This window comes from Pseudomonas sp. Irchel s3b2 (assembly GCF_900187445.1).
Taxonomy (GTDB): Bacteria; Pseudomonadota; Gammaproteobacteria; order Pseudomonadales; family Pseudomonadaceae; genus Aquipseudomonas.
Genome location: NZ_FYEB01000009.1, coordinates 146,257 through 170,596 on the forward strand (window position 1 = coordinate 146,257; position 24,340 = coordinate 170,596).

Annotated in this window: 27 protein-coding genes and 1 tRNA gene; 6 read left to right on the forward strand and 22 right to left on the reverse strand. The window is 57.5% G+C overall.

Features of this window, described 5'->3' with window-relative positions; translation table 11 throughout:
• Positions 1 to 305 precede the first annotated feature (305 nt).
• Entirely contained in the window at positions 306 to 518 is a 213-nt protein-coding gene (locus CKW20_RS19285; RefSeq protein WP_003175786.1) for a cold-shock protein, read from the forward strand.
• 95 nt (positions 519 to 613) lie between these two features.
• A complete protein-coding gene (locus tag CKW20_RS19290; protein ID WP_095054349.1) occupies positions 614 to 1,102 on the forward strand; it encodes an RDD family protein in 489 nt (162 codons plus the stop codon).
• 113 nt (positions 1,103 to 1,215) lie between these two features.
• On the opposite strand, the gene nadA is transcribed toward CKW20_RS19290, so the two are convergent.
• The 18 genes from nadA to CKW20_RS19385 form a co-directional block, all read right to left on the reverse strand.
• Positions 1,216 to 2,274 carry a quinolinate synthase NadA gene (nadA, locus tag CKW20_RS19300; protein ID WP_095054350.1) on the reverse strand — a complete coding sequence of 353 codons (1,059 nt, stop codon included), beginning with the start codon at positions 2,272 to 2,274 and terminating at the stop codon, positions 1,216 to 1,218.
• Between the two features lie 251 nt (positions 2,275 to 2,525).
• Positions 2,526 to 2,601: transfer RNA gene (locus tag CKW20_RS19305), tRNA-Lys, on the reverse strand.
• Between the two features lie 63 nt (positions 2,602 to 2,664).
• A complete protein-coding gene (gene queC / locus CKW20_RS19310) occupies positions 2,665 to 3,357 on the reverse strand; it encodes a 7-cyano-7-deazaguanine synthase QueC (protein ID WP_095054351.1) in 693 nt (230 codons plus the stop codon).
• A gap of 1 nt (position 3,358) precedes the next feature.
• Positions 3,359 to 4,006, reverse strand: coding sequence for a 7-carboxy-7-deazaguanine synthase QueE (queE, locus tag CKW20_RS19315; protein WP_095054352.1), 648 nt, complete (start codon positions 4,004 to 4,006; stop codon positions 3,359 to 3,361).
• A gap of 165 nt (positions 4,007 to 4,171) precedes the next feature.
• Positions 4,172 to 5,011: a tol-pal system protein YbgF gene (gene ybgF, locus CKW20_RS19320; RefSeq protein ID WP_095054353.1), complete on the reverse strand. Its 840-nt coding sequence runs from the start codon at positions 5,009 to 5,011 to the stop codon at positions 4,172 to 4,174.
• Between the two features lie 6 nt (positions 5,012 to 5,017).
• Positions 5,018 to 5,515 (reverse strand): peptidoglycan-associated lipoprotein Pal, encoded by a 498-nt coding sequence (gene pal / locus CKW20_RS19325; RefSeq protein WP_003178634.1) that lies wholly within the window; start codon positions 5,513 to 5,515, stop codon positions 5,018 to 5,020.
• Positions 5,516 to 5,567: 52 nt separating this feature from the next.
• Positions 5,568 to 6,818: a Tol-Pal system beta propeller repeat protein TolB gene (gene tolB, locus CKW20_RS19330; RefSeq protein WP_371857438.1), complete on the reverse strand. Its 1,251-nt coding sequence runs from the start codon at positions 6,816 to 6,818 to the stop codon at positions 5,568 to 5,570.
• A 47-nt stretch (positions 6,819 to 6,865) separates the two neighbouring features.
• Positions 6,866 to 7,945: a cell envelope integrity protein TolA gene (gene tolA / locus CKW20_RS19335; protein ID WP_095054355.1), complete on the reverse strand. Its 1,080-nt coding sequence runs from the start codon at positions 7,943 to 7,945 to the stop codon at positions 6,866 to 6,868.
• Complete coding sequence (gene tolR, locus CKW20_RS19340; RefSeq protein WP_176466929.1) at positions 7,945 to 8,397, reverse strand: protein TolR; 453 nt, start codon at positions 8,395 to 8,397, stop codon at positions 7,945 to 7,947. The genes tolA and tolR overlap by 1 nt, the downstream gene beginning before the upstream one ends.
• Positions 8,398 to 8,420: 23 nt before the next feature.
• Positions 8,421 to 9,116: a protein TolQ gene (tolQ, locus tag CKW20_RS19345; protein ID WP_007977321.1), complete on the reverse strand. Its 696-nt coding sequence runs from the start codon at positions 9,114 to 9,116 to the stop codon at positions 8,421 to 8,423.
• On the reverse strand, positions 9,106 to 9,573 hold the full coding sequence (gene ybgC, locus CKW20_RS19350; RefSeq protein ID WP_095054356.1) for a tol-pal system-associated acyl-CoA thioesterase: 468 nt from the start codon (positions 9,571 to 9,573) through the stop codon (positions 9,106 to 9,108). Before ybgC ends, tolQ begins: the two co-directional genes overlap by 11 nt.
• A gap of 127 nt (positions 9,574 to 9,700) precedes the next feature.
• Positions 9,701 to 10,762 carry a Holliday junction branch migration DNA helicase RuvB gene (ruvB, locus tag CKW20_RS19355; RefSeq protein ID WP_095054357.1) on the reverse strand — a complete coding sequence of 354 codons (1,062 nt, stop codon included), beginning with the start codon at positions 10,760 to 10,762 and terminating at the stop codon, positions 9,701 to 9,703.
• Positions 10,763 to 11,377, reverse strand: a complete 615-nt coding sequence (gene ruvA / locus CKW20_RS19360; protein ID WP_038981959.1) for a Holliday junction branch migration protein RuvA — start codon at positions 11,375 to 11,377, stop codon at positions 10,763 to 10,765.
• Positions 11,378 to 11,492: 115 nt separating this feature from the next.
• Positions 11,493 to 12,017: a crossover junction endodeoxyribonuclease RuvC gene (gene ruvC / locus CKW20_RS19365; RefSeq protein ID WP_007897036.1), complete on the reverse strand. Its 525-nt coding sequence runs from the start codon at positions 12,015 to 12,017 to the stop codon at positions 11,493 to 11,495.
• Between the two features lie 154 nt (positions 12,018 to 12,171).
• Positions 12,172 to 12,918: a YebC/PmpR family DNA-binding transcriptional regulator gene (locus tag CKW20_RS19370; protein WP_008072427.1), complete on the reverse strand. Its 747-nt coding sequence runs from the start codon at positions 12,916 to 12,918 to the stop codon at positions 12,172 to 12,174.
• A gap of 124 nt (positions 12,919 to 13,042) precedes the next feature.
• Entirely contained in the window at positions 13,043 to 14,818 is a 1,776-nt protein-coding gene (gene aspS, locus CKW20_RS19375) for an aspartate--tRNA ligase (protein ID WP_095054358.1), read from the reverse strand.
• Between the two features lie 121 nt (positions 14,819 to 14,939).
• Complete coding sequence (locus tag CKW20_RS19380; RefSeq protein ID WP_003209804.1) at positions 14,940 to 15,161, reverse strand: FmdB family zinc ribbon protein; 222 nt, start codon at positions 15,159 to 15,161, stop codon at positions 14,940 to 14,942.
• 134 nt (positions 15,162 to 15,295) lie between these two features.
• Entirely contained in the window at positions 15,296 to 15,634 is a 339-nt protein-coding gene (locus CKW20_RS19385) for a ribbon-helix-helix domain-containing protein (RefSeq protein WP_095054359.1), read from the reverse strand.
• A 463-nt stretch (positions 15,635 to 16,097) separates the two neighbouring features.
• On the opposite strand from CKW20_RS19385, the gene CKW20_RS30060 reads away from it, so the two are divergent.
• Positions 16,098 to 16,700, forward strand: coding sequence for a cold-shock protein (locus CKW20_RS30060; RefSeq protein WP_030131825.1), 603 nt, complete (start codon positions 16,098 to 16,100; stop codon positions 16,698 to 16,700).
• Positions 16,701 to 16,762: 62 nt separating this feature from the next.
• On the opposite strand, the gene CKW20_RS19395 is transcribed toward CKW20_RS30060, so the two are convergent.
• Both CKW20_RS19395 and CKW20_RS19400 read right to left on the reverse strand, forming a co-directional pair.
• Complete coding sequence (locus CKW20_RS19395; RefSeq protein WP_008029236.1) at positions 16,763 to 16,969, reverse strand: SlyX family protein; 207 nt, start codon at positions 16,967 to 16,969, stop codon at positions 16,763 to 16,765.
• A gap of 3 nt (positions 16,970 to 16,972) precedes the next feature.
• A complete protein-coding gene (locus CKW20_RS19400; protein WP_095054360.1) occupies positions 16,973 to 17,398 on the reverse strand; it encodes an HIT domain-containing protein in 426 nt (141 codons plus the stop codon).
• 865 nt (positions 17,399 to 18,263) lie between these two features.
• Between CKW20_RS19400 and CKW20_RS19405 the strand changes: the two genes are divergently transcribed.
• On the forward strand, positions 18,264 to 19,592 hold the full coding sequence (locus CKW20_RS19405) for an OprD family porin (protein WP_095054361.1): 1,329 nt from the start codon (positions 18,264 to 18,266) through the stop codon (positions 19,590 to 19,592).
• A gap of 144 nt (positions 19,593 to 19,736) precedes the next feature.
• On the opposite strand, the gene CKW20_RS19410 is transcribed toward CKW20_RS19405, so the two are convergent.
• Both CKW20_RS19410 and CKW20_RS19415 read right to left on the reverse strand, forming a co-directional pair.
• Positions 19,737 to 20,579, reverse strand: coding sequence for a mechanosensitive ion channel family protein (locus CKW20_RS19410; protein WP_030131822.1), 843 nt, complete (start codon positions 20,577 to 20,579; stop codon positions 19,737 to 19,739).
• Between the two features lie 134 nt (positions 20,580 to 20,713).
• Positions 20,714 to 21,199 (reverse strand): YajQ family cyclic di-GMP-binding protein, encoded by a 486-nt coding sequence (locus tag CKW20_RS19415; RefSeq protein WP_007906601.1) that lies wholly within the window; start codon positions 21,197 to 21,199, stop codon positions 20,714 to 20,716.
• A 140-nt stretch (positions 21,200 to 21,339) separates the two neighbouring features.
• On the opposite strand from CKW20_RS19415, the gene CKW20_RS19420 reads away from it, so the two are divergent.
• Together CKW20_RS19420 and CKW20_RS19425 are read left to right on the forward strand one after the other, a co-directional pair.
• On the forward strand, positions 21,340 to 22,257 hold the full coding sequence (locus CKW20_RS19420; RefSeq protein WP_095054362.1) for a putative 2-dehydropantoate 2-reductase: 918 nt from the start codon (positions 21,340 to 21,342) through the stop codon (positions 22,255 to 22,257).
• Positions 22,258 to 22,302: 45 nt separating this feature from the next.
• Positions 22,303 to 24,339 carry a HAMP domain-containing sensor histidine kinase gene (locus CKW20_RS19425; RefSeq protein ID WP_095054396.1) on the forward strand — a complete coding sequence of 679 codons (2,037 nt, stop codon included), beginning with the start codon at positions 22,303 to 22,305 and terminating at the stop codon, positions 24,337 to 24,339.
• Position 24,340: the final 1 nt, after the last annotated feature.

Genomic DNA, 24,340 nt, shown 5'->3' on the forward strand with positions numbered 1-24,340 from the left:
TATGAACGTTACTTATAACGTTCGAAAACAACTGAACAACTCTATCGAATAAGCCTGCGCTAGTGCCCCTCTGATTGTCACCAACCCGAGGAAACACGGGCCTTCGCAGGGCTTGTTTTTTCTGCCGTAGTTGGCGTAGAGTTTGTTCACTGTGTTTGCATGGGTCGCTTGGAATCGTGACCTGGGCAGTAGCCTACAAGTTAGCTACATCCCGTTCGACGTCTTCTTACTCTCCTGCAACCAGCCCCAGTACTCTTTCACGAGAAGGAGACTGTCATTCATTTTTGCGTCAAAGGAAATAAGAAATGTCCCAACGTCAGAGCGGTACCGTCAAGTGGTTTAACGACGAGAAAGGTTTTGGTTTTATCACTCCAGAAAGCGGTCCGGATCTGTTCGTACATTTCCGCGCTATTCAGGGAAACGGCTTCAAGAGCCTGAAAGAAGGCCAGAAAGTGACGTTCGTTGCTGTGCAAGGCCAGAAAGGCATGCAGGCTGACGAAGTACAAGCAGAAGCCTGATCTTCTGTAACGAAAAAGCCCCTGATGCTGACATCAGGGGCTTTTTTGTGCGCGTAAATCCGTAAAATGGCTTCTTTTTCCGTTCAGAGGCTGCCATGTCGAAACACCTGCTCAACCCACAGGGCGACTTCCCCGCCGTCGGCCTGGGTCGTCGCCTGGCAGCGATGTTCTACGACTTCCTGTTGTGCACCGCCCTGCTGATCGTCACCAGCGGCGTTTACAAGATGATCCAGATGGCGATCATCGGCGAAGAAAAAATGCGCGCCCTCACCGAAGCCGGCGCGCTCGACGGCGATCCTCTGCTGTCGACGGTGCTGCTGTTCGTGCTGTTCGGCTTCTTCGCCAAGTTCTGGACCTGGTCGGGCCAAACCCTGGGCATGCAGGTCTGGGGCATCCGCGTACAAAACGCCGATGGCTCATCCATCAGCCTGTGGCAGGCGCTGCTGCGGTTTGTGGTGGCGATCGCGTCTTGGCTATGCCTTGGGCTGGGATTCTTCTGGTCACTGTTCGACAAGCAGAAGCGCAGCTGGCATGACATCTATTCCAACACTCAGTTGGTGCGGATTCCGAAGAAGACTAAGTAACTGTGGCGAGGGAGCTTGCTCCCGCTGGGGTGCGAAGCGCCCCCAAATGCGGCTGCTGCGCAACCGAACGGGAGCAAGCTCCCTCGCCACAACAGCTCTCGCCACAGTAAGTGTTAGGCGTTGCCAGCCAACTTCATCCGCGCCGCCTGAGTGAAATCAAGCATCCGCTTCAACGGCCGCACCGCCTGCGGAATCAACGCCGGATCAACGAAGATCTCGTTGGTGCCCTCGCGCAAGCTCTTCAGCGTGCGCTCAAGCGTATTCATCGCCATCCACGGGCAATGCGCGCAACTGCGGCACGCTGCGCCGTTACCGGCCGTTGGCGCTTCGATAAAGACCTTGTCCGGGCACAGCTGCTGCATCTTGTAGAAGATGCCGCGGTCGGTCGCGACGATCAGGGTCTTGTTCGGCAGACTTTGCGCAGCAGCGATCAGCTGACTGGTGGAACCCACCGCGTCGGCCAACTCGATCACTGCGGTCGGCGACTCCGGATGCACCAGAATGGCCGCCTCCGGGTACAGCGCTTTCATGTCTTCGAGCTGCTTGGCCTTGAACTCTTCGTGAACGATGCAGGCACCGTCCCACAGCAGCATGTCGGCACCGGTCTTGCGCTGGATGTAAGTGCCCAGGTGCTTGTCCGGGGCCCAGATAATAGTTTCGCCGTTATCCATCAGGCTTTCGACGATCTCCAGCGCACAGCTGGAAGTCACCACCCAGTCCGCCCGGGCTTTGACCGCCGCCGAAGTGTTGGCATACACCACCACCGTACGTTCCGGATGCTGATCGCAGAACGCCGAGAACTCGTCCACCGGGCAACCCAGGTCCAGCGAGCAGGTCGCTTCCAGGGTCGGCATCAGCACGCGTTTTTCAGGATTGAGGATTTTGGCGGTCTCGCCCATGAACTTCACGCCGGCGACCACCACGGTCTTGGCCGGATGGGCATTGCCGAAGCGGGCCATCTCCAGAGAATCGGAGACGCAGCCACCGGTTTCTTCGGCCAGGGCCTGAATGACCGGATCGCAATAGAAGTGGGCAACCAGCACCGCGTCCTGAGCCTTGAGCTCGGCAGCGATGGCAGTGCGGTAATAAGCCTCTTCATCGGCGGTCAGCGGCTTGGGCTGCTTGGCGTCGAGGTGGGCTTGAACCAGAAGGCGTTCGGAAATCTGCGTCATGTTCGCAAGACCTGCAGGCGCTTTCGCGCGAAAGTCGAGTATACACCCGGCTCCGGACCCTTCAGGGTACCGCCGGGAGAGTGAGTATCCATCAGGCGTGGACAGCGTTGAAGCTGCGCAAGGCTACAGAATATCGGGTGGATGCAAAAGATGATTCTGACCTGCGTCACCCGGACTGAGCCGACCTCAAATCGCGGGCAAAAAAAAACCCGGAAATCCTCACTTACGTGGGCCTTCCAGATTTTTTAAAATGGTGGGTCGTGTGGGATTCGAACCTACGACCAATTGGTTAAAAGCCAACTGCTCTACCAACTGAGCTAACGACCCGCTGTGTGGTGGCGCGTATAATACTGATTTTTAAGGACTATTCAACACCTAATTTGAAATAAATCAAAAATAAGGTGTTGGGTCAGTCACACCGGCCGCCGCGAAGCCTTCTGCACGCAGGCGGCAGCTGTCGCATTTACCGCAGGCGCGGCCATTATCGTCTGCCTGATAGCAGGAAACGGTCAGCCCATAATCGACGCCAAGCTTCACGCCGGCCTGTACGATCTGTGCCTTGCTCAGGTTCTGCAATGGCGCCTGGATACGGAAGCCCTGCCCTTCTACCCCGGCCTTGGTCGCCAGATTGGCCATGCGCTCGAAGGCTTCGATGAACTCGGGACGGCAATCCGGATAACCGGAGTAATCCACCGCGTTTACACCGATAAAGATGTCACGCGCGCCCAGCACTTCGGCCCAGCCCAGCGCCAGGGAGAGAAACACGGTGTTGCGCGCCGGCACATAAGTCACCGGGATACCTTCACCTGGTGTTTCCGGCACATCGATACTAGTGTCGGTCAACGCCGAGCCGCCGATACCGTTCAGGTTCAGGCCGATCACCTTGTGCTCGACCACACCCAAGTCTTGGGCGACGCGTGCGGCGGCGTGCAATTCGGCGTGAGACCGCTGACCGTAATCGAAGCTCATGGTGTAGCAGCTGTAGCCTTCAGCACGGGCCATGGCCACGACGGTCGCCGAGTCGAGGCCGCCGGACAGCAAGATGACCGCACGTTTTTCCGCAGTGTTCAGTTGCTTAGTCATTTCAGCGCCCCGGCTCGTCATTCCAAAGATATTTATGCAGCTGCAATTGCAGGCGCACCGGCAGATTGTCCGCCACCACCCAGTCTGCCAGATCACGCGCATTCAGGTCATGGTGGCTCGGCGAGAACAGGACTTCGCCGGCACGCAGGTCAAGACCGTACTGAATCAGCTTGGACACGGCCCAGTCGTAATCTTCCCGCGAGCAGATGACAAACTTCACCTGATCGTTAGGCGTGAGCAGTTCGATGTTCTCATAGCGGTTGCGGTGCGCTTCTTTCGAACCCGGGGTTTTCAGGTCGACGACACGACTGACCCGTGGATCGACCGCCGAGATGTCTAGCGCGCCACTGGTTTCCAGCGACACTTCGTAGCCGGCGTCGCACAACTGCTTGAGCAAGGGAATAGCATTCGGTTGCGCCAGGGGTTCGCCACCCGTGACACAGACATAACGTGGGCGAAAACCGGCCACTTGCTCAAGGATGTCGTCGAGCGTGCGAATGGTGCCGCCAGTGAAGGCGTAGGCGCTGTCGCAGTATTGGCAACGCAATGGGCAACCGGTCAGGCGCACAAAAACAGTGGGCAGCCCGGCAGTCCGCGTTTCACCCTGCAACGAGTAGAAAACTTCGGTGATTCTCAATGTGTCTTGCATAGTCGCCACGGGCGTAACAGCTAAACAGGCTGTCCGCCTCCGTCAGGCACTTCAAGGAACCCCGCCAACGCGCAGATCCCAAAAAGCGTATTTCAGAAAAAGGGGGTGAATTCTAACGAAAAAACCCGCGACAAGCGCGGGTTTCTTCGAAACGGTCAAGCAGGCTTACATGCGCTGCAAGTCGCGTTGTGCCAGCTGCGCGGCGGAAGTGCCCGGATATTGGGACACAACCTGTTGCAGAATGCCTTTGACCCGGTCGGTATGACCGAGGCGGCGCTCTACATCAGCGAGCTTGTACAGCGAATCAGGCACTTTGTTGTGCTTTGGATACAGCTGCGAAACCTTGGCAAATGCCTGACCTGCACCTTGCAGATCGCCTTTGGCCAGGTTCACTTCGCCCAACCAGTACTGGGCGTTGCCCGCGTATTGGCTGTTCGGGTATTTGCGCAGGAATGCGGCGAAAGCCTGGCTGGCCTTGTCGAAATCCTTGGCCTTGATCAGGTCGAAGGCTGCATCGTAATACAGCTTTTCCTTCGCCGGATCAGCCGGTTCGCCACCCGCTGCAGGGGCTTGAGCGGCGGCCGCTCCCGCACCTGCGCCGGCTGCTGCACCGGGGGCGTTCAGATCGCCACCGGTGGAAGAATTATCAGGAGTCGCGGCTGGTGCAATGCCGGTTCCTATGCGCCGATCAAGATCCTGATATCGCTCCAGGTTCTCTTGCTTCATGCGCGCTACATCATTTTGCAGTTCTTCGATCACACCCTGTTGACGCGAGATCTGATCCTGCATTTGTTGCAGTTGGTTGAACAGCTGACCCTGTGCCGAGACAGGGGCCGAAACCCCTCCCCCGGCATAGGCGCCGTTCGTACCGTAACCCGCAGGCGGATAACTGCTCCCGCTATTGTTATAGCCGGAGTTGTCCTCGACCACAGGAACCGCAGCCCACACCGCAAGCGGTGCGAGACTGAGAGCCAAAACAGTTACAGCACGACGGCACGTTCGCATGACGAATTACTTACGCAGTTCGACGCGACGGTTTTGAGCCCAGGACTGCTCGTCGTTGCCGGTAGCAACTGGACGCTCTTCGCCGTAGGAAACCAGTTCCAGCTGAGCTGGGGAAACACCTTGCAGTACCAGGTAACGCTGAACGGCTTTCGCACGACGCTCGCCCAGTGCCATGTTGTACTCACGAGTACCACGTTCGTCAGTGTTGCCTTCCAGAACAACGCGAGCGCCGTTTGCTTTCAGGTCTTTGGCGTGAACGTCCAGAGCGCGCATGGCTTCTGGCTTCAGGTCCGAGCTGTCGTATTCGAAGTAGAAGGTGGTGATTGCGCGCAGAGCAGCTTCTTCGCTCAGGGAACCGTCAACAGCACCAGTGTTAGCGCCGTAACCAGCGTTTGGATCAACAGCGCCTTCACCGGCGTTGTCACCGCCTTTGGACGAGCAACCTACAGCTACAGCCATGGCCAGAGCCAGCGCAGCAAATTTACCAAACTTCAGCATTTCCATCGTGAAACTCCTAATGAACCCCAGTGTGTTAAGTACAACGTATAGCGCCGCGTCAGTTCAGGTAAGGGGACCAGGACGGTTCTCTGACTTCGCCTTGTGCGGTAGGAAGCGGGAGCCTCACGCGTCCATTAATGGACACGAGCATCAAGACTCCCCGGCCCTGCTGGCGGGTGGCGTAGATTACCATGGTGCCGTTGGGCGCAACAGTAGGCGACTCGTCCAGAGTGCTATCAGTGAGGATCTTTACACTACCGCGCTGCAAATCCTGGGCCGCCACCTTGAAATTGGTGAAACCTTGCTGACGATGGATCATCACCAGGGTCTTTTCATCGGCCGACAGTTTAGGGTTGGCGTTGTAGTTACCGATGAAAGTCACACGCTCCGCGCCACCACCGCTTGCGCTGGTTTTGTAGATCTGTGGCTTGCCGCCACGGTCGGAGGTGAAGTAAATGGTCGAACCATCTTTACCCCAGAACGGTTCGGTGTTGATGCCTTGACCGTTGGTGACGCGACTGATCTGACGCGAACCCAGGTTCATCACATAAATGTCCGGGTTGCCGTCTTTCGACAGCACGAACGCCAGGCGCTGACCATCCGGCGACCATGCTGGCGCACCATTCAGGCCTTCGAAGTTGGTGATCTGCTCACGGCGACCGGTATCGATGTTCTGCATGAAAATACGCGGACGTTTCTGTTCGAACGAAACATAGGCGATGCGCTTGCCGTCTGGTGCAAAACGCGGCGACAGGATTGGCTCGCGCGATTGCAGCAGGGTCACGGCGCGGGCACCGTCATAGTCCGAACGTTGCAGCGTGTAGCGAGTGTTCTTCTCGGAGAACCGCTCAGCTGTCACGTACAGCAGACGCGTCGAGAACGCACCTTTGATACCGGTGAGTTTCTCGAACGACTGGTCGGAGATGTAGTGCGCCATGTCGCGCAATTGATCGACGCTGCCCGAAACGCTGCCGGTCAGCACTTGCTGCTCGGTGGCGACGTTGAACAATGCGTATTGAACCTGCAGACGACCGCCCGCCGGAACAATGCTGCCGACCATGACGTACTGGGCACCCAGCGCCTTGAAGTCACGGAAGATGATTTCGCTGGCCTGGCTTGGCTGGCTGATCATGTTCTGCTTTGGAATCGGCGAGTAGTAACCCGAGTTGCGCAGGTCGTTACCGATAATTTCAGCCATGTCGTCCGGCAGCACGCTGCCGCCCTGGAAGCCAAACGGTACTACTGCGATCGGGGTGGCCCGATCACTGCCGCTGGTGACCAGAATGTTTTTCTCATCAGCTACCGCCATCCCTGCCAGGCAGCAGATAACGACTAGCATTCCTCGAAGAAGGTTTCTCACAAGGCTAGATCCTCAGGTGTGAATGTCATCTTGAATGAACGATACGGAGCGAAATCACTCGGCTTCATTCCCTGCATTTCTGTCAAACGTCCAATGTTCTTGACCGCCGCTACAGCGGAAGCGTCAAACGGACCATCGCCGCTGGACTTGGCCACGCCAACCGAAGTCACCGTACCATCGGGCAACATGCCGATTTGCAACACGACCGTCATGCCTTTGCGTGCCGAAGGTGGACGAGCCCAGCCTTCCGCTGCACGAGCACGAATCAGATCATCGAAACTGCCGGCGACTTCATCACCCTGCTCATCGGCCAAGGCCTGCTGACGCTGCGGCGTGTCGGAAAGCAAATCTGCCAGGGCCTGGGCCTTTTTGTCTTCGGCGGATTTACGTGCCGCTTCCTGCGATTTTTTCTTCGCAGCATCGGCAGCAGCTTTCTTCTTCGCGTCTTCGGCGACTTTCTTCTTCGCCTCTTCAGCTTCAGATTTCTTCTTGGCGTCTTCGGCGGCTTTCTTCTTCGCGTCTTCGACGATCTTTTTCTTAGCTTCTTCAGCGGCCGCTTTCTTGGCCTCTTCTTCAGCAGCTTTTTTGGCTTCTTCTTCAGATTTCTTCTTGGCTATATCAGCCAATTGTTTCTCTTCGGCCTTCTTGGCTTCGGCGGTCTTCTTCGCTTCATCGGCTTTCTTGGCTTCATCAGCCTTTTTTGCCTCTTCCGCTTTCTTCGTCTCGTCGGCCTTCTTGGATTCTTCGGCTTTTTGAGCCGCATCTTCCTTCTTTTGTTCCGCAGCCTTGATCGCTTCCTGTTCGATCTTCTTCTGTTCCATCTGTTCGACTTCGGTCTGGCGCGCAGCGGATTTCTGCGCCTCACCCGCAATCTTCTGATTAGTCTGGGTGGTCGCCCGACTTTTCGATTTCAGCTGGTACAGGGTCGCCTGGACAATCGGCTTGGCCGGCGGCAATTCCGGTGTGAAGGCGAAACTGACGAACAGCATGCCAAACACCAGCACGTGCAAGACAATCGCCCAGACACTAGGCCAGAAGTAGCTTTCCGAGGCGGACGGCTCTCGCATTTGCTGCATCAGGGTGCCTCGGTAATCAAGCCAACATTACCGACCCCGGCTTTCTGCAACCCACCCATCGCGCCCATGACTGCGCCGTAATCGACGGTCTTGTCGCCGCGAATGAACACCTGGGTACGCTTGCCGCCTTCAGTACCGGCGCGAACGATCTTGGTCACGGCGTCGGTCATTTGCGGCAAGGTCATGGCCTTGTCCTGCTGCTTATCGGTGTCGACTTCGCTGCCAAGGTTCCAGTAGTAGGTCTTGTCAGCCTTGATCGAAATGGTCAGGACCTGAGTGTTGTTGTCCTGCGGCAAGGCTTCGCTGGAAACCTTGGGCAGATCAACTTTCACGCCCTGATTGAGCATCGGAGCGGTCACCATGAAGATGACCAGCAGTACCAGCATCACGTCGATGTAAGGCACCACGTTCATCTCGGCAACCGGCTTGCGCTTTTTGCGAGCTCGAGCGATTAAAGCCATTGGAAATTACCTGCTTATTCTTCGCTGGTGTGCACTTTGCGGTGCAGGATCGCCTGGAATTCATCGGCGAAGGTGTAGTAACGGCCCAGCAGGGTTTCGCTGCGGGCAGCAAAACGGTTGTACGCGATAACGGCCGGAATGGCGGCGAACAGACCGATCGCAGTAGCAATCAGTGCTTCGGCGATACCCGGGGCCACAGTGGCCAGGGTCGCTTGCTGGGCAGTTGCCAGACCACGGAAGGAGTTCATGATGCCCCAGACCGTACCGAACAGACCGATGTACGGGCTGACAGAACCGACGGTGGCGAGGAACGGCAGGCTCTGCTCGAGCTTTTCTTCCTCGCGGGAGATGGCCACGCGCATGGCGCGCGCCACGCCTTCCATGACCGCTTCCGGGTCAACGCCGGACTGCTGACGCAGACGGGAGAACTCCTTGAAACCGGCACGGAAGATCTGCTCGACGCCGGAATCCGGATCAGGGTTGCTGCCGGCCTGACGGTAGAGTTTGGACAGGTCGATACCGGACCAGAAGCGCTCTTCAAAGCTCTCCAGGGCACGTCGACCGGCGCGCAGCAAGTTGCTGCGCTGAAAAATCATGATCCATGAGGTTACCGATGCGGCTACCAGGGTCAGCATTACCAGTTGCACCACAATACTGGCATTGCTGACCAGGCTCCACATGGAGGAATGGTCGACGACGTTAGCTTCCACGCTTTATCTCCTGCGTTGAGTGTGTACCCGCGCCGCTCACGTCGGCAAAGGCCGCACGTAGAGCTTCGGGAATGGCCCGGGGTTTCAAACTGTTGGTGCGCACACAGGCCACCAGAAACTGCCCTTCGCAGAGCAGCACATTATCCGTAGCCCGCCTTACCTGCTGCTTGAAGCGCAGGCTGACCCGGTTCAATTCAATGACTTCAGCGCTTACCAGCAGCTCGTCGTCCAGTCGCGCCGGCGCGTGGTAACGCGCTTCGCTGGAATGCACGACGAACAACAGGTCCTCCCCTGCCAGCGCCGACTGGGCAAAGCCCAGCTCCCGGAGCCGCTCGGTTCGAGCCCGTTCCATAAACTTGAGGTAATTGACGTAATACACGATGCCGCCCGCATCGGTGTCCTCGTAATAAACGCGACAACGATGTGCGAACGGCTCAAGCCCGTTTTGCGCGCGCATACTCTAGTGCTTACTCCTCAGGTTGCCAATCCGGCCAGGCAACTGTTTTTCATTGATTCGCGGCTTTCTGGCGAAAGTACGGTCCTGGGACAGCACAAACCCCGAATAAATCAGCGCGCAAAGGCTATTAATCGTCCACGGCATCGAGGAACTCGTCTACCACAGGCATCTCGCCTAATCGTGACGGAATGTTTAAACCAAAGTGCAGGTACGCATGCCGAGTGACCACCCGCCCCCGGGGAGTGCGCATGATGTAGCCCTGCTGGATCAAATACGGCTCCAGCACATCTTCAATGGTATGGCGCTCTTCGCTGATGGCGGCCGCCAGGTTATCGACCCCCACCGGCCCACCGTCGAACTTCTCGATCATGGTCAGCAGCAGGCGTCGGTCCTGATGGTCGAAGCCACGCTCATCGACATCCAGCAGGTTCAGCGCCAGGTCGGCAACCGGTTTGGTGATATGGCCCTTGGCGCGAACTTCGGCGAAATCACGGACCCGGCGCAGCAAGCGGTTGGCGATTCGTGGCGTGCCACGGGCACGGCGGGCGATTTCGAAGGCACCTTCCGGGTCCAGTGGCAAACCGAGAATGCTCGCCGAACGGCTGACAATCGTTGCCAGATCGGCGGTGCTGTAGAACTCCAGGCGCTGGACGATCCCGAAACGGTCGCGCAACGGGTTGGTCAGCATGCCGGCACGGGTGGTTGCACCGACCAGGGTGAACGGCGGCAGATCGAGTTTGATCGAGCGCGCGGCCGGCCCTTCGCCGATCATGATGTCGAGCTGAAAGTCTTCCATGGCCGGGTACAGCACTTCTTCGACGATCGGCGACAACCGATGGATCTCGTCGATGAACAGCACGTCATGGGGTTCAAGGTTGGTCAGCAGCGCAGCCAAGTCGCCCGGACGCTCGAGGACCGGCCCCGAGGTGCTTTTGATCGACACGCCCATTTCCTGGGCAATGATGTTGGCCAGAGTGGTTTTACCCAGACCCGGGGGGCCAAAAATCAGGGTGTGATCCAGGGATTCATTGCGCCCTCGCGCAGCCTGGATGAACAACTCCATTTGCTCGCGAACGGCCGGCTGGCCAATGTATTCGGCCAGGCTGACGGGACGAATCGCCCGGTCCTGGACTTCCTCGCGGTCACGGGGACCACCCGTGGCGGCGATCAGACGATCAGCTTCAATCACTTAGATCATTCCCTTAAGGGCACGACGAATCATGTCTTCACTGCTCAAACCTTTCTCCTTGATCGCAGAAATCGCCTTGCTGGCCTCTTGCGGTTTGTAGCCCAGGGAAATCAGCGCGCTGACCGCGTCATTTTCGGCGGTGGCGACCGGAGGCGCATCTGGCCCACCCGGCTGGTTTGGCACCAACGCGAACATCGCCGGCACGGTTTCCCACGCCTTGAAGCGGTCCTTGAGTTCCACCAGCAAACGCTCGGCCGTCTTTTTGCCCACGCCCGGCACCTTGGTCAGCGCCGAAGTGTCCTGGGACTGCACGCAACGAACCAGCTCGTCGACCTCCAGGCTCGACATCAAGGCCAGCGCCAGTTTCGGCCCCACACCATTGAGACGGATCAATTCGCGAAAAAAGTCTCGCTCGCGCTTGCCAAAGAAGCCATAGAGTAACTGCGCGTCTTCGCGTACGACCAAATGGGTGTGCAAGGTCAGCGGTTCACCGACCGACGGCAAGCGATAAAGCGTGGTCATGGGCACTTCCAGCTCATAACCCAGACCATTTACATCCAGAATCAGGTGCGGCGGCTGTTTCTCAGCCAAAGTGCCGCGCAAGCGTCCAATCACGTTTCAGATCCTTGAGCCCTGGCCAGATCAGTGCTGGCGACTGACAGAACAAGGGTTTTGCGCCGACAACACAGGCGCAAAACCCTCATTCCATAAAAAATGATTGCTGATGCTATCAGAGACGCAGGCGCCCGCCACGACTGCGTGCCGTGCCCAGACCATGAGGCAACAGGCTGGAACGGGTGTGAGCGTGGCAAATCGCGATGGCCAGAGCATCCGAAGCATCGATTTGCGGCTTGCTGGTCAATTTCAGCATGTGCATGACCATCATTTGAACTTGTTCTTTGTTCGCCCCGCCGGTGCCGGTCACCGCCTGTTTGACTTGGGTTGCGGTGTATTCAGCGATTTCCAGGCTTTCCTCGGCACCGGCCACGATGGCTGCGCCGCGGGCCTGACCGAGTTTGAGGGCGGAATCGGCATTGCGGGCCATGAAGACTTTTTCGATGCCCATGGTCACCGGGCCGTAGGTCTGGATCACTTCACGCACGCCGCGATAGACGATTTGCAGGCGCTCATGCAGCTCGCCGGAGCCGGTGCGAATGCAGCCCGACGCCACGTACACGCAGCCACGCCCGGTATCACGTACCACGCCATAACCGGTGATACGCGAACCGGGGTCGATTCCAAGAATTAAAGTCATAACGCCTGCAGAAAGAGATCGCGGTGGCTTGAGGATAACTGTGTAGGAGCTGCCGAAGGCTGCGATCTTGTAAATAAAAAGCCAAAATCAAAAGATCGCAGGCTTCGCCAGCTCCTACAGGGGCCAGGTGAAGGCTGCGATCTTTATCAATGCATCAACCGAGCTGTGCGGCCACCGACTCTGGAATGTCGGCGTTGGAATACACGTTTTGCACGTCATCCAGGTCTTCAAGCATGTCGATCAGCTTCAGAACCTTCTCGGCGCCTTCCAGGTCCAGTTCGGCACTGGTGGTCGGCAGCATGACAATTTCCGCATCATCGCCCTTGAAGCCGGCAGCCTCCAAAGCGTTGCGCACGGAATAGAAGCCGGCGAACGAGGTGAACACGTCGATCGAGCCGTCTTCGTGGGTTACTACGTCATCGGCGTCGGCCTCCATGGCCGCTTCCATCAATGCATCTTCATCAACGCCAGGCGCGAAGGAAATCTGCCCCTTGCGTTCGAACAGATAAGCCACCGAACCGTCGGTGCCTAGGTTGCCGCCGCACTTGCTGAACGCATGGCGAACAGCGGCTGCGGTGCGGTTACGGTTGTCGGTCATGCATTCGACCATCACCGCCACACCGCCCGGGCCGTAACCTTCGTAGGTCAGTTCGACCATGTCGTCGGTATCGGCAGCACCGGCGCCGCGAGCAACCGCGCGGTCGATGATGTCGCGGCTCATGTTCGCACCCAGCGCTTTATCCAGCGCCAGACGCAAACGCGGGTTGGAGCCCGGATCACCGCCCCCCTGACGAGCAGCAACCGTCAGTTCACGAATCCACTTGGTGAAAATCTTGCCCTTCTTGGCATCCTGACGTTCTTTGCGGTGCTTGATGTTCGCCCACTTGGAATGACCCGCCATAACTCGCTCCGAATTATCTTTGAAACATTGCCCGCCACGCCATGATGCGCCAGCCAGCAAAAAAAAATCTCGACCCTATCTATAAAGAAGGGGCGCATCCGAAGATGCGCCCACAAGGTCAGCCTTACTCAGCCTTTGGCGTTTCGCGCAGACGAATGTGCAGTTCGCGCAATGCCTTGGCATCAACCAGACCCGGTGCCTGAGTCATGACGCAGGCAGCGCTCTGGGTTTTCGGGAAGGCGATCACTTCACGGATCGACTGGGCGCCGGTCATCAGCATCACCAGACGGTCCAGACCGAAGGCCAGACCACCGTGCGGCGGCGCGCCGTATTTCAGGGCGTCGAGCAGGAAGCCGAACTTCTCTTCCTGTTCCGCTTCGCTGATACCCAGCAGACGGAACACCGACTGTTGCATTTCCTTGCGGTGGATACGGATCGAACCGCCACCCAGCTCGGTGCCGTTCAGGACCATGTCGTAGGCACGGGACAGCGCGGCTGCCGGGTTGGCTTCCAATTCTTCCGGCGTGCACTTCGGCGCGGTGAACGGGTGGTGCAACGCGGTGAAGCTGCCGTCGTCGTTTTCTTCGAACATCGGGAAGTCGACGACCCACATTGGGGCCCACTCACAGGTCAGCAGGTTCAAATCATGACCGACCTTGATCCGCAGCGCGCCCAGGGCTTCGCTGACGATCTTGGCTTTGTCGGCACCGAAGAACACGATGTCGCCGTCAACCGCGCCAACGCGATCAAGGATCACATTGAGGTTGGCTTCAGGGATATTTTTGACAATAGGCGATTGCAGCCCCTCGACGCCCTTCGCGCGCTCGTTGACCTTGATGTACGCCAGGCCCTTGGCACCGTAGATGCCGACGAACTTGGTGTAGTCGTCGATCTTGCTGCGCGGCATGCTCGCCGCGCCTGGAACGCGCAGAGCGGCAACGCGGCATTTCGGGTCGTTGGCAGGGCCGCTGAACACCTTGAAGTCGACTTCTTTCAGTTGATCGGCAACGTCAACCAGTTCCAGCGGGTTACGCAGGTCCGGCTTGTCGGAACCGTAACGACGCATGGCCTCTTCGAAGGTCATGTGCGGGAAGTCGCCGAACTCCAGGTCCAGCACTTCCTTGAACAGGTTGCGGATCATTTGTTCGGTGATGCCCATGATCTCTTTTTCATCGAGGAAGCTGGTCTCGATGTCGATCTGGGTGAATTCCGGCTGACGGTCGGCGCGCAGATCTTCGTCGCGGAAGCACTTGGCGATCTGGTAGTAACGGTCGAAGCCGGCGACCATCAGCAGCTGCTTGAACAGCTGTGGCGATTGCGGCAAGGCGAAGAAGCTACCTGCGTGAGTACGGCTCGGCACCAGGTAGTCGCGAGCGCCTTCTGGCGTGGCGCGGGTCAGAATCGGCGTCTCGACATCGAGGAAGCCGTTCTCGTCCAGGAAGCGACGGATGCTGGTGGTCATGCGCGAACGCAGACGCAGCTTCTCGAGCATTTCCGGGCGACGCAGGTCGAGGAAGCGATAACGCAGGCGGGTTTCTTCGCCGACGTCGGAGAACTCGTTGAGCGGGAACGGCGGGGTTTCCGCTTCGTTCAATACTTCCAGCTCGTAGCCCAGCACTTCGATCATGCCCGACGCCATGTTGGCATTGGTAGCACCGGCCGGACGCAGGCGAACCTTGCCGGTGATCTTGACCACGTATTCGCTGCGCACGCGATCGGCGGCGGCGAAGGATTCAGCGCGGTCCGGGTCGAACACCACCTGGGCCAGACCGTCACGATCACGGATATCGAGGAAAATCACCCCACCGTGGTCACGGCGACGGTGAACCCATCCGCAAAGGGTAATTTCCTGGCCTTCCAGGCTTTCGTTCAGTTGGCCGCAATAATGGCTGCGCATCATGGTAGTGGTTTCACTTCTCGTAATTCGAAATTCGGTTGGAGGCCTTGCCGCCCCCCGCACTTAAATAAGGTGCCGGATGATGCAAGAACTCGCGCGTGTCATTCAGCCCGGGCGCTAGACCCTAGTCAGCTTTGTCGCCACCGGCCAGATTTTTCTTGGAACCGGTCTTGAAGTCGGTTTCGTACCAGCCGTTTCCGCTGAGGCGGAAGCCCGGCATGGACAGCATCTTTTTAAGCTCTGGCGCCTGGCAGGCAGGGCAGTCGACCAGCGGTGCTGCGCTGATCTTTTGAATGGCTTCCAACTGATGACCACAGGAAGCACATTGATAGTCGTACATCGGCATGGGGGGTTGTCTCGGCGATCAGATTGCTACCGCGCATGCTGGGCTTTGCGGCAAAGAGCGGGATTATATCCATTAAATGCAGCCTGTGCAGCCGTAAGACTGCACAGACCGACACTCGACACGATCAACCTCCGCTAAGCCATGACGAGGCAACCTCCCTCCTTCAAGCTATGCACGACGCAGACAACCCGCACCAGCCCGGTGAAATTCTTCACCCCGCCATGGCGCAGATGCACTTCGCGATCCACGTGGGACAACAGCGCACTGACCGAGCAGCAATTGACCTTGGCCATATCACCCAAAATATCCCAATAGACCTGCTCAAGCCGCAAACAGGTCGCAAAGCCATTCAAACGCACTGACCGGGATAATGGCTGAGCCAGGCCCATATCGAATTCACTGACTAATGAGTCAATCCTTACATCCCTGAGCGGACCGACCCTCTCTTCGTTTCGCCTGCCTTCATGAACCATACCGTTGACACTCCTTTGCCATCCTTGCTGCTTATAAGAGTCATATTCCGTTTACTTATAAAAGCGCAGGCGCACAGGCATAGCCAGATGACTTTTTGACCATCGACGTAGGATAAGCCAACAACGGAGGGGAGATCATGGAGCACGTCCTAGGCCGGACGATTTCCTACAGAAACTGACGCAACATCACTCACTGAAAAGGTAAAAGTTCCGAGGAACACAGCGCCCAAACAACGCTCAGCAAGCGTCATCCGCATTCCAGCCAGTAAAAGCACCGCTGGACCGCCTGATTTGAGTAGCTGCGGGCTTTGCTGTTAAATAGGCAGTGTGTCGCTACCGCCTATTTTCCGGGGGCTGCGCATAGGCTGATCGCGGGTACGTGTCCAACGCCTCTTATTTTTCTGAAGCGAACCGAACTCCATCAGCTCTTCCTTGTGATCCGTCTTAACGTGAGTTAATCAAAATGTTGAAAATCGTCCACTTGCTAATGGGCGCAGCAGCCCTGCTGCTGTCCTTCATCCCTAGCCTGCGATCCGAAGCAGTACCTTACCTGCAACAACCCGATGCGCTGTACCTGGCCTTTTTCGGCCTGCTCAACCTCACCCTTGCCCCTGTTATCCCTTACTGGAACAAAGGCCCGCGTCATCAACTGCAAAACCTGGTCAGCGCCTTGCTGGTTCTGGCTGTGGTACTGCAAACACTGACATTGTTCGCCCCGATGCCTGTCATCGCCGGTCAACCTGCCGTTCTGTTCAGTCTGGTCGTTGCCCTGATCGCCGTACTTTTGCACCTGGCCGTCAGCTTCTACAAATCTTCACCGGCCGCCGCCTCGCCAAGCTATGACATGAGCAACCGCGATACCGGCACTGTCAAGTGGTTCAACACCTCCAAAGGCTTCGGCTTTATCTCCCGTGATTCCGGCGATGATATTTTCGTGCACTTCCGGGCGATTCGCGGTGAAGGCCACCGCGTTCTGGTCGAAGGCCAGCGCGTGGAGTTCTCTGTCATGAACCGTGACAAAGGCCTGCAAGCCGAAGATGTAATCGCCGCCCTGCCGCGTCGCTGATTCCAAGGCTAAAAAAAACCGCGAACAGCCCTGGCTGTTCGCGGTTTTTTATTGCCTGCAGTTTAGTAATGCGGTGGTGGCGCTTCTTCCTCAAACGTCTCGAACTGGCCGGCCATTTCTTCTTGTCGCTTGAGCAACGCGGCCATTTGCAGTTGCAGGCGCTCGACTGCACGTTGCTGCGTGGCCAGCACATCACTCAATGCCTGGATGGTGTCATCCTGAAACGCCAGTTGGCTCTCCAGATCGGTAACGCGTTCTTCCAGGCTCATGACTCAACCCTCCAGAAACGTGAAATCATCGGTCAACACCAGACGCAGCCGTTCACGAATCGTCGCGATCTGCTCTGGACTGTATGGCTTGGCCGGCTGCTTGCCCCAGACCGGAGCTGGCCAGGCGGCGTCCTCACGCTTGCGCACAATCACATGCATGTGCAACTGACTGACGACATTACCCAAGGCCGCGACGTTCAACTTGTCCGCATCGAATGAATCCTTGAGCATTTCCGCCAGCGCAGTCGTTTCCTGCCACAGCTGCTGTTGATCTGCGACATCTAACTGAAATATCTCACTGATATCCTCGCGGCGCGGCACGAGGATGAACCACGGGTAGCTTGAATCATTGGACAACAGCAACCGACAGAGCGGGAAATCGCCGATCGGCAATGTGTCTTGTTGAAGTCGTGGATCTAAAGCGAACACTGCGCGCACTCCCCTCTGGTCATATTTTTTCAGCTTAGCGCCCATACAGAAAAGACGGCACACCAAGCGACAGGAAGGCAGCATACCTGCGAACGCCACGGGCTTCACGAAAACTGCCGCCTGCTGCGTCCTCCGGGTGCCACAACATGAGCCATTTTGATCCGGCATGCACCACGACAGAACCAGCCGTCACCTGTTTGAATCCACGACACAGCGACAGTGTGTGAATTCAGTACAGGAAATGAAATTTTCTGCACCAAAACCGCACAACGCGTCTACGCTCAGTGCGTCAGCATCCGCCAACTACTCACTGGCGGGGTGAACCGGTAACGTTTTTGGTTGTCACCCCCGCTGGTTCGATGTGGCAACCATGATGCGAAGCATGGCGTCAAGCTCAAGTAAAACGAGCTTGAACCCCCCGGTTTTATGAGGTTTTTACAGCAGCAGGCAAATCTTTGAAAAAAAACAGCAACAGAATTCCGATTTGTGCACGCTTGTTGCATTCACACCCGTATCGTCTATAAGCGCTCCGCTGGAAGTGGAAGCCTTAAGGCCAATAAAAACAGTGGCAGGATTGCCCGATGGAGATTCAAGTGCAGGACCAAGGACTCTTTTTTACCGATGCTCAAGCTCTGGAAAACAGCGCTGAAGTTGTCAATCCGGCTGCATCGGAATTGTGAATTTGCGACATCTACCCAGCCATTTGCGACAGGGTCGTAAAGAAGCTGAAAGGTTAGATGCGCAAGTATCGCTAACAAGGTCGGCGTGATATAAGTTTGCGCCGACACAAAAAGAAAGAGCCGCCCAGATAATAAAACAGGTGGGACGGCAGTAACTCTTCTAAAAACCAAAGGAGCAAATCACGATGCGCGTGATGAAGTGGAGCATGATCGCACTGGCAGTTGCAGCAGCAGCCAGTACTCAAATGGCTACGGCCGCACCTTTCGTAAGTGACCAGGCTGAAGCCAAAGGTTTTGTTGAAGACGCCAAGTTCGACTTGCTGCTTCGCAACTATTACTTCAACCGTGACCGCAGAGACGGCGCAAACGACCAGAAAGACTGGACACAGGGCTTCTGGGGCAATTTCAGCTCCGGTTATACCCAAGGTCCCGTAGGTGTCGGCGTTGATGCATTCGGTTATCTGGGTATCAAACTGGACGGTGGCGACGGCACAACTGGCTCGGGTAACCTGAGCCGCGACTCTCAAGGCCGCAACCACGACGACTTCGGCAAAGCCGGTGCAGCCGTCAAGGTTCGTATCTCCAAAACTGAACTGAAGTTCGGTGAGATGCAGCCAAGCACCTCTCCAGTATTCGCTATCGGCGGTTCCCGTCTGGTGCCTCAAACCGCTACCGGTTTCCAACTGCAGAGCAGCGAAATCAAGAACCTGGACCTGGAAGCCGGTCACTTCTACTCGGGCTCCAGCCAGGATGAGATGAACAGCGATGGCGAACTGTGGGCGAACTACGCCGGCGTTACCGCTAACAACGCAGACTATGCTGGCGGCAAGTACGCATTCACCGACAACCTCAGCGCATCGTTGTACGGCGCCCAGCTGGAAGACATCTGGAACCAGTACTACGCGAACCTGAACTACACCATCCCAATGGGTAGCGATCAGTCGATTAACCTGGACGGTAACATCTACAACACCCAAGATACCGGTTCCGCCAAAGCAGGCGAGATCAGCAACACCACGTTCTCGCTGGCTGCTGCTTACTCGTTCCTGAAAGCACACACCGTTACCGTGGCCTTCCAGAAAGTTAACGGCGACGTCCCGTTCGACTACATCGGCGTGGGTGACAACAACCGCGGCGGCGACTCGATCTTCCTCGCCAACTCCATCCAGTACTCTGACTTCAACGGCCCTAACGAGAAGTCTGCCCAGGTTCGTTATGACCTGAAAATGGCTGAGTACGGCGTTCCAGGTCTGAGCTTCATGACCCGTTACGTAAAAGGTTGGGACATCGACGGCAGCAACACTCCAACAGGCAGTGCTTACGCCGGCCTGTACGGTGAAGATGGCAAGCACAACGAAACCAACCTGGAAGCCAAGTACGTTGTTCAGTCTGGCCCGGCAAAAGATCTTTCCTTCCGCGTTCGTCAAGCATGGCACTTCGCTAATGGCGACCAAGGCGAAGGCGATATCAAAGAGTTCCGTCTGATCGTCGACTACCCGCTGTCGATTTTGTAATTGCCGTTAGCTAGTTCGCGGTAATCAAAAAAAGGCCCATCTTCGGATGGGCCTTTTTTATTGACTACAGCATTTGTTTAACAAATCGGGCTCTTGTAAAACAAGTCTGACCGAAAGGTCAAACATGAATCGAAAGACCGATCCTTACACCGTTGCCGATTCCTGAACCACTCGAATAACCCGCTGCGGAAACGGAATATCGATTCCTGCTGCTTTCAAACGATCACGGGCGTGCTCGTTAAACATGAACAGCACATTCCAGTAATCAGCGGTCTTGACCCACACTCGCAGCGAAACAGTGATCGAGCTTTCGCCCAACATGGAAATGACCGCTTCCGGTGCCGGGTCAGTCAACACCCGCTCATCCCTGGCCAGTTCCAGCAACACTTCACGGGCCTTTTGCAGATCCGCGTGGCAATCCACACCGACATCAAACACTACTTTGCGTGTCGTTTGACGGTTGGTGTTAGTGATGATGCCATTCGACAGATTACCGTTAGGCACGATGATGGTTTTGTTATCGCCGGTGCGCAGTACGGTGTGGAAGATCTGAATGCTGTCGACAGTACCCGCAACACCTTGAGCTTCAATCCAGTCACCGATGCGGAACGGGCGGAACAACAGAATCAGTACGCCGCCGGCGAAGTTCGCCAGGCTGCCCTGCAACGCCAGACCGATCGCCAGGCCGGCCGCACCGATGGCCGCGACGAAGGACGTGGTTTCCACGCCGATCATCGACGCTACGCTGACGATCAGCAGCACCTTGAGGATGATGTTCGCCAAGCTGCTGATGAACCCTTGCAGCGCCAGGTCGGCGTTACGCAGCGCGATCAGGCCGCCGAGTTTTTGCGTGACTTTGTTGATCAGCCACCAGCCGATGGCCAGGGTGATCACCGCCAATAGCACGCGGCTGCCGTATTCCATAATCATCGGAATCCAGGCTTGAGACACCTTGACCAGGTTGTCCACTTCAGCATTCAAATCCATCTTCTTTCTCCTGATTTCCGGCTACCCGGCACGCAAAAAATGAGCGGCAGAAAGACCGACCCCGTGAGGTTCGATCGTTTCTGCCGTTGCTTGGGCCTCGGACGTCGAAAACGCCGAGAGGTTCCCGCTGAAAATCAGTCGCGGAAGTTATTGAATTGCAGCGGCATGTCGAACGTCTTCGCGCGCAGGGCTGCAATCGCCTCCTGCAAATCGTCACGCTTCTTGCCGGTGATACGCACTTGCTCGCCCTGAATGGCCGCCTGGACCTTGAGCTTGGCGTCTTTGACGTGAGCGACGATTTTCTTCGCCAGCTCTTTGTCGATGCCTTCCTTGAGGACCGCTTCCTGCTTCATCAACTTGCCCGACGCGTAGGCGTCCTTGACCTCGAGGCACTGCACGTCGATCTTGCGCTTGACCAGGGCCAGCTTGAGGATCTCGATCATCGCTTCGAGCTGGAAATCGGCTTCCGCGGTCAGGTTGACGGTCAGGTCCTTTTCCTTGAACTCGAAGGTGCCTTTGCCTTTCAGGTCATAGCGACGATCGAGTTCCTTGACGGCGTTCTCGACCGCGTTGGTGACTTCGTGTTTGTCCAGTTCGGATACCACGTCGAACGACGGCATGTAATCTCTCCAGTAAAAAGGCGCGCTCGATAACGATGGAGCGCGCTTGGCTTGCGGTTAAAATCGGGCTCATTATAACGGGTCTTTTCCAACCGATACGGCGAGCCTCACATGCCAGCGATAAACCGAGCAAAAAACTGATGTCCACCCCTTGGCATGTTTTGGGCGGCGGGAGTCTCGGCACCCTTTGGGCCACACGTCTGGCGCGGGCCGATGTGCCGGTCAGGCTGATCGTGCGGGACGCGGCGCGCTTGCTGGCCTATCAGGCGACGGGCGGGCTCACGCTCGTGGAGCACAGCGAAGCAAAAACCTATGCCGTGCCCGCGCAAACGGCTGACAGCGACGAGCCCATCAGCCGTTTGCTGGTGGCCTGCAAAGCCTACGACGCCGAAGAAGCCGTGGTCCGGCTAGCACACCGTCTGACACCCGACGCCGAACTGATACTGTTGCAGAACGGCCTCGGCAGTCAGGACGCGGTTGCCGCACAGGTGCCTCAGGCGCGCTGCATCTTCGCCTCCAGCACTGAAGGCGCGTTTCGCGATGGCGACTGGCGTGTGGTGTTCGCCGGTCATGGCTACACCTGGCTGGGGGATGCTGGCCACCCGGTGGCGCCGATCTGGCTGGAGGACTTGAGCGCCGCCGGCATTCCCCATGAGTGGAGCACCGACATCCTCACAAGGCTGTGGCGAAAACTGGCGCTCAATTGTGCGATCAACCCGCTGACCGTGCTGCACGAATGCCGCAACGGCGGTTTGCAGCAACATCATTGCGAAGTCGCCACCCTGTGCGCCGAGCTCACCGAACTGCTGGAGCGCTGCGGTCAGCCGGCAGCGGCGGAAAACCTCCAGGAGGAAGTCGAACGGGTGATCCAGGCCACCGCGGCCAATTTCTCCTCGATGTATCAGGACGTGGCGAATCAACGCCGCACCGAAATCAGCTACCTGTTGGGTCATGCCTGCAAAGTCGCGTCGCGGCATCAGTTAAACCTGCCCCACCTCGATCAATTGCAGCAGCGCTTGATCGCCCATCTGCACAGCCTTGGATTGCCCAGCGACTGAGCAGCGGCTACGCTGGCCACTTGTTCCTTTTCAGCGATGAACCTGATGCCATTGCGCCAGCGCCTTGAAAATCTTCCAGTCGGCCAGAAATTGCTGGCCGCCCTGCTGGTGCTGTTGACCACCGTTTTGCTGGTCGCCAACCTGACCTTTATCAGCGCCGCCTATTACATTTCCCAGGAAAGCATGGCCCCCCAGGCCCTGCAGACCATCGGTCGACTGATATCCAACCCGAGCCTGATCTCCGAAGCCCTCAAGTCGCCGCAAACCGCCGAACGCCTGCTCAACGAACTCAACAGCTATACACCGCTGCGCGCGGCAGCCCTCTATGACGGTAAAGGTGTGCGTTTGGCGCAGTTGCAGCAGGGAGACAAGCTGAACCTGCCGGAGCACTTCCGACACCTCGACGCCTGGCAAGCCACGGAGTTTCGCAGCAATCAAGTGATTACCCTCCCCCGCCCCGGCACCGCGCCGGGGCACTTGCTGCTGGTGGCCAGCAGCGAATTGCCGATGGCGTTCTACACCGGGACCCTGACCGCCAGCCTGGGGATTCTGATCTTCAGCGTGCTGTTGTGGCTGGTGATCGCGCGGCAGATCAAACGCCTGATTACCCGCCCGATTCATCAGCTCGAAGAGTTGTCCCGGCAAGTCACCCGGGAAGAAAACTACGCCCTGCGCGCCTCTCGCGGCAACCACGACGAAATCGGCAGCCTCGCCGAAGCGTTCAACACCATGCTCTCGCGCATCGAGGCTCGGGAGCAGCAGCTCAAGCGCGCTCGCGACGATTCCCAGGCTGCCTACGACCAGGCTCAGGGGCTGGCCGAAGAAACCCGCCATACCAACCGCAAGCTGGAGCTGGAAGTTCAGGTCCGCAGCAAGATCGAGAAGAAACTCACTGGCTTCCAGAACTACCTCAACAGCATCATCGATTCCATGCCGTCGGCACTGATCGCGCTCGACGAGCAGCTCTACGTGACCCAGTGGAATCAGGAGGCGAGCGCCCTGTCCGGCACGCGTCTCGACGAAGCGTTGAACCAGCCGATCTTCCTCGCCTTCGAACCGCTCAAACCGTTCCTGCCGCAGCTCAGGCAAACCGTCGAGCAACATACCGTGGCCAAAATTGAGCGTGTTACCTGGCTCAAGGACGATGAACCCAAGCATTACGCCCTGACGTTCTACCCGTTGATGGGCGGTGCCGGGCGCGGGGTGGTGATCCGGATCGATGACATCACTCAGCGTCTATCCCTGGAAGAGATGATGGTGCAGTCGGAAAAAATGCTCTCGGTCGGCGGTCTCGCCGCCGGCATGGCCCACGAGATCAATAATCCGCTGGGCGCGATTCTGCACAACGTACAGAATATTCGTCGGCGCCTGTCACCCGATCTGCCGAAAAACCTCGAACAAGCGGAGCAAATCGGCATCGAGCTGGAAATGGTGAATCAGTACCTGCAAGCCCGCGAAGTACCGCAGTTACTCGACGGCATTCAACAGGCCGGCGCCCGGGCGGCGAAAATCGTGACACACATGCTCAGCTTCAGCCGCCGCAGCACCCGGCAGATGGCTCCCTGCGATTTGCCGGCACTGATCGATCAAGCGGTGGAAATCGCTGGCAATGACTTCGACCTGGCCATTGGCTTCGACTTCAAGGGTCAGGCAATCATTCGCCAGTTCGATCCGGCATTGGGCCCGGTGCCCGGCACCGCCAACGAACTGGAGCAGGTGCTACTCAATCTGCTGAAAAATGCCGCGCAAGCGATTCATCAACGTACCGACGACCGCGAGCCGGGGCGGATCATTCTCCGTACGAAACTGAACCCGCCGTGGGCAGAAATTCAGGTCGAGGACAACGGCATCGGCATGAGCGAGAGCGTGCGCAAACGCACGTTCGAGCCGTTCTTCACCACCAAGGAAATCGGCCAGGGCACCGGCCTTGGGCTCTCGGTTTCGTATTTCATCATCACCAACAACCACAAGGGCCAGATGGAAGTGCAATCGACGCCGGGCCAAGGCACTTGCTTCACCTTGCGCCTGCCGTTGTCGGGCACTCCGGTGGTCTCTCAAGAACTCAATCAGCTGTCGAGGTAAC

Bases quoted from the DNA above. Each gene is read 5' to 3' on its own strand.
- nadA (WP_095054350.1), bottom strand. From the start codon at position 2,274: ATGACGCAGATTTCCGAACGCCTTCTGGTTCAAGCCCACCTCGACGCC.
- CKW20_RS19285 (WP_003175786.1), top strand. From the start codon at position 306: ATGTCCCAACGTCAGAGCGGTACCGTCAAGTGGTTTAACGACGAGAAA.
- CKW20_RS19420 (WP_095054362.1), top strand. From the start codon at position 21,340: ATGTCCACCCCTTGGCATGTTTTGGGCGGCGGGAGTCTCGGCACCCTT.
- CKW20_RS19410 (WP_030131822.1), bottom strand. From the start codon at position 20,579: ATGGATTTGAATGCTGAAGTGGACAACCTGGTCAAGGTGTCTCAAGCC.
- CKW20_RS30060 (WP_030131825.1), top strand. From the start codon at position 16,098: ATGTTGAAAATCGTCCACTTGCTAATGGGCGCAGCAGCCCTGCTGCTG.
- ruvC (WP_007897036.1), bottom strand. From the start codon at position 12,017: ATGACTTTAATTCTTGGAATCGACCCCGGTTCGCGTATCACCGGTTAT.
- queE (WP_095054352.1), bottom strand. From the start codon at position 4,006: ATGCAAGACACATTGAGAATCACCGAAGTTTTCTACTCGTTGCAGGGT.
- CKW20_RS19290 (WP_095054349.1), top strand. From the start codon at position 614: ATGTCGAAACACCTGCTCAACCCACAGGGCGACTTCCCCGCCGTCGGC.
- CKW20_RS19405 (WP_095054361.1), top strand. From the start codon at position 18,264: ATGCGCGTGATGAAGTGGAGCATGATCGCACTGGCAGTTGCAGCAGCA.
- CKW20_RS19415 (WP_007906601.1), bottom strand. From the start codon at position 21,199: ATGCCGTCGTTCGACGTGGTATCCGAACTGGACAAACACGAAGTCACC.
- ybgC (WP_095054356.1), bottom strand. From the start codon at position 9,573: ATGCGCGCGCAAAACGGGCTTGAGCCGTTCGCACATCGTTGTCGCGTT.
- CKW20_RS19395 (WP_008029236.1), bottom strand. From the start codon at position 16,969: ATGAGCCTGGAAGAACGCGTTACCGATCTGGAGAGCCAACTGGCGTTT.
- ybgF (WP_095054353.1), bottom strand. From the start codon at position 5,011: ATGCGAACGTGCCGTCGTGCTGTAACTGTTTTGGCTCTCAGTCTCGCA.
- CKW20_RS19380 (WP_003209804.1), bottom strand. From the start codon at position 15,161: ATGCCGATGTACGACTATCAATGTGCTTCCTGTGGTCATCAGTTGGAA.
- aspS (WP_095054358.1), bottom strand. From the start codon at position 14,818: ATGATGCGCAGCCATTATTGCGGCCAACTGAACGAAAGCCTGGAAGGC.
- CKW20_RS19385 (WP_095054359.1), bottom strand. From the start codon at position 15,634: ATGGTTCATGAAGGCAGGCGAAACGAAGAGAGGGTCGGTCCGCTCAGG.
- CKW20_RS19425 (WP_095054396.1), top strand. From the start codon at position 22,303: ATGCCATTGCGCCAGCGCCTTGAAAATCTTCCAGTCGGCCAGAAATTG.
- CKW20_RS19370 (WP_008072427.1), bottom strand. From the start codon at position 12,918: ATGGCGGGTCATTCCAAGTGGGCGAACATCAAGCACCGCAAAGAACGT.
- pal (WP_003178634.1), bottom strand. From the start codon at position 5,515: ATGGAAATGCTGAAGTTTGGTAAATTTGCTGCGCTGGCTCTGGCCATG.
- queC (WP_095054351.1), bottom strand. From the start codon at position 3,357: ATGACTAAGCAACTGAACACTGCGGAAAAACGTGCGGTCATCTTGCTG.
- tolB (WP_371857438.1), bottom strand. From the start codon at position 6,818: ATGGCGGTAGCTGATGAGAAAAACATTCTGGTCACCAGCGGCAGTGAT.
- tolA (WP_095054355.1), bottom strand. From the start codon at position 7,945: ATGCAGCAAATGCGAGAGCCGTCCGCCTCGGAAAGCTACTTCTGGCCT.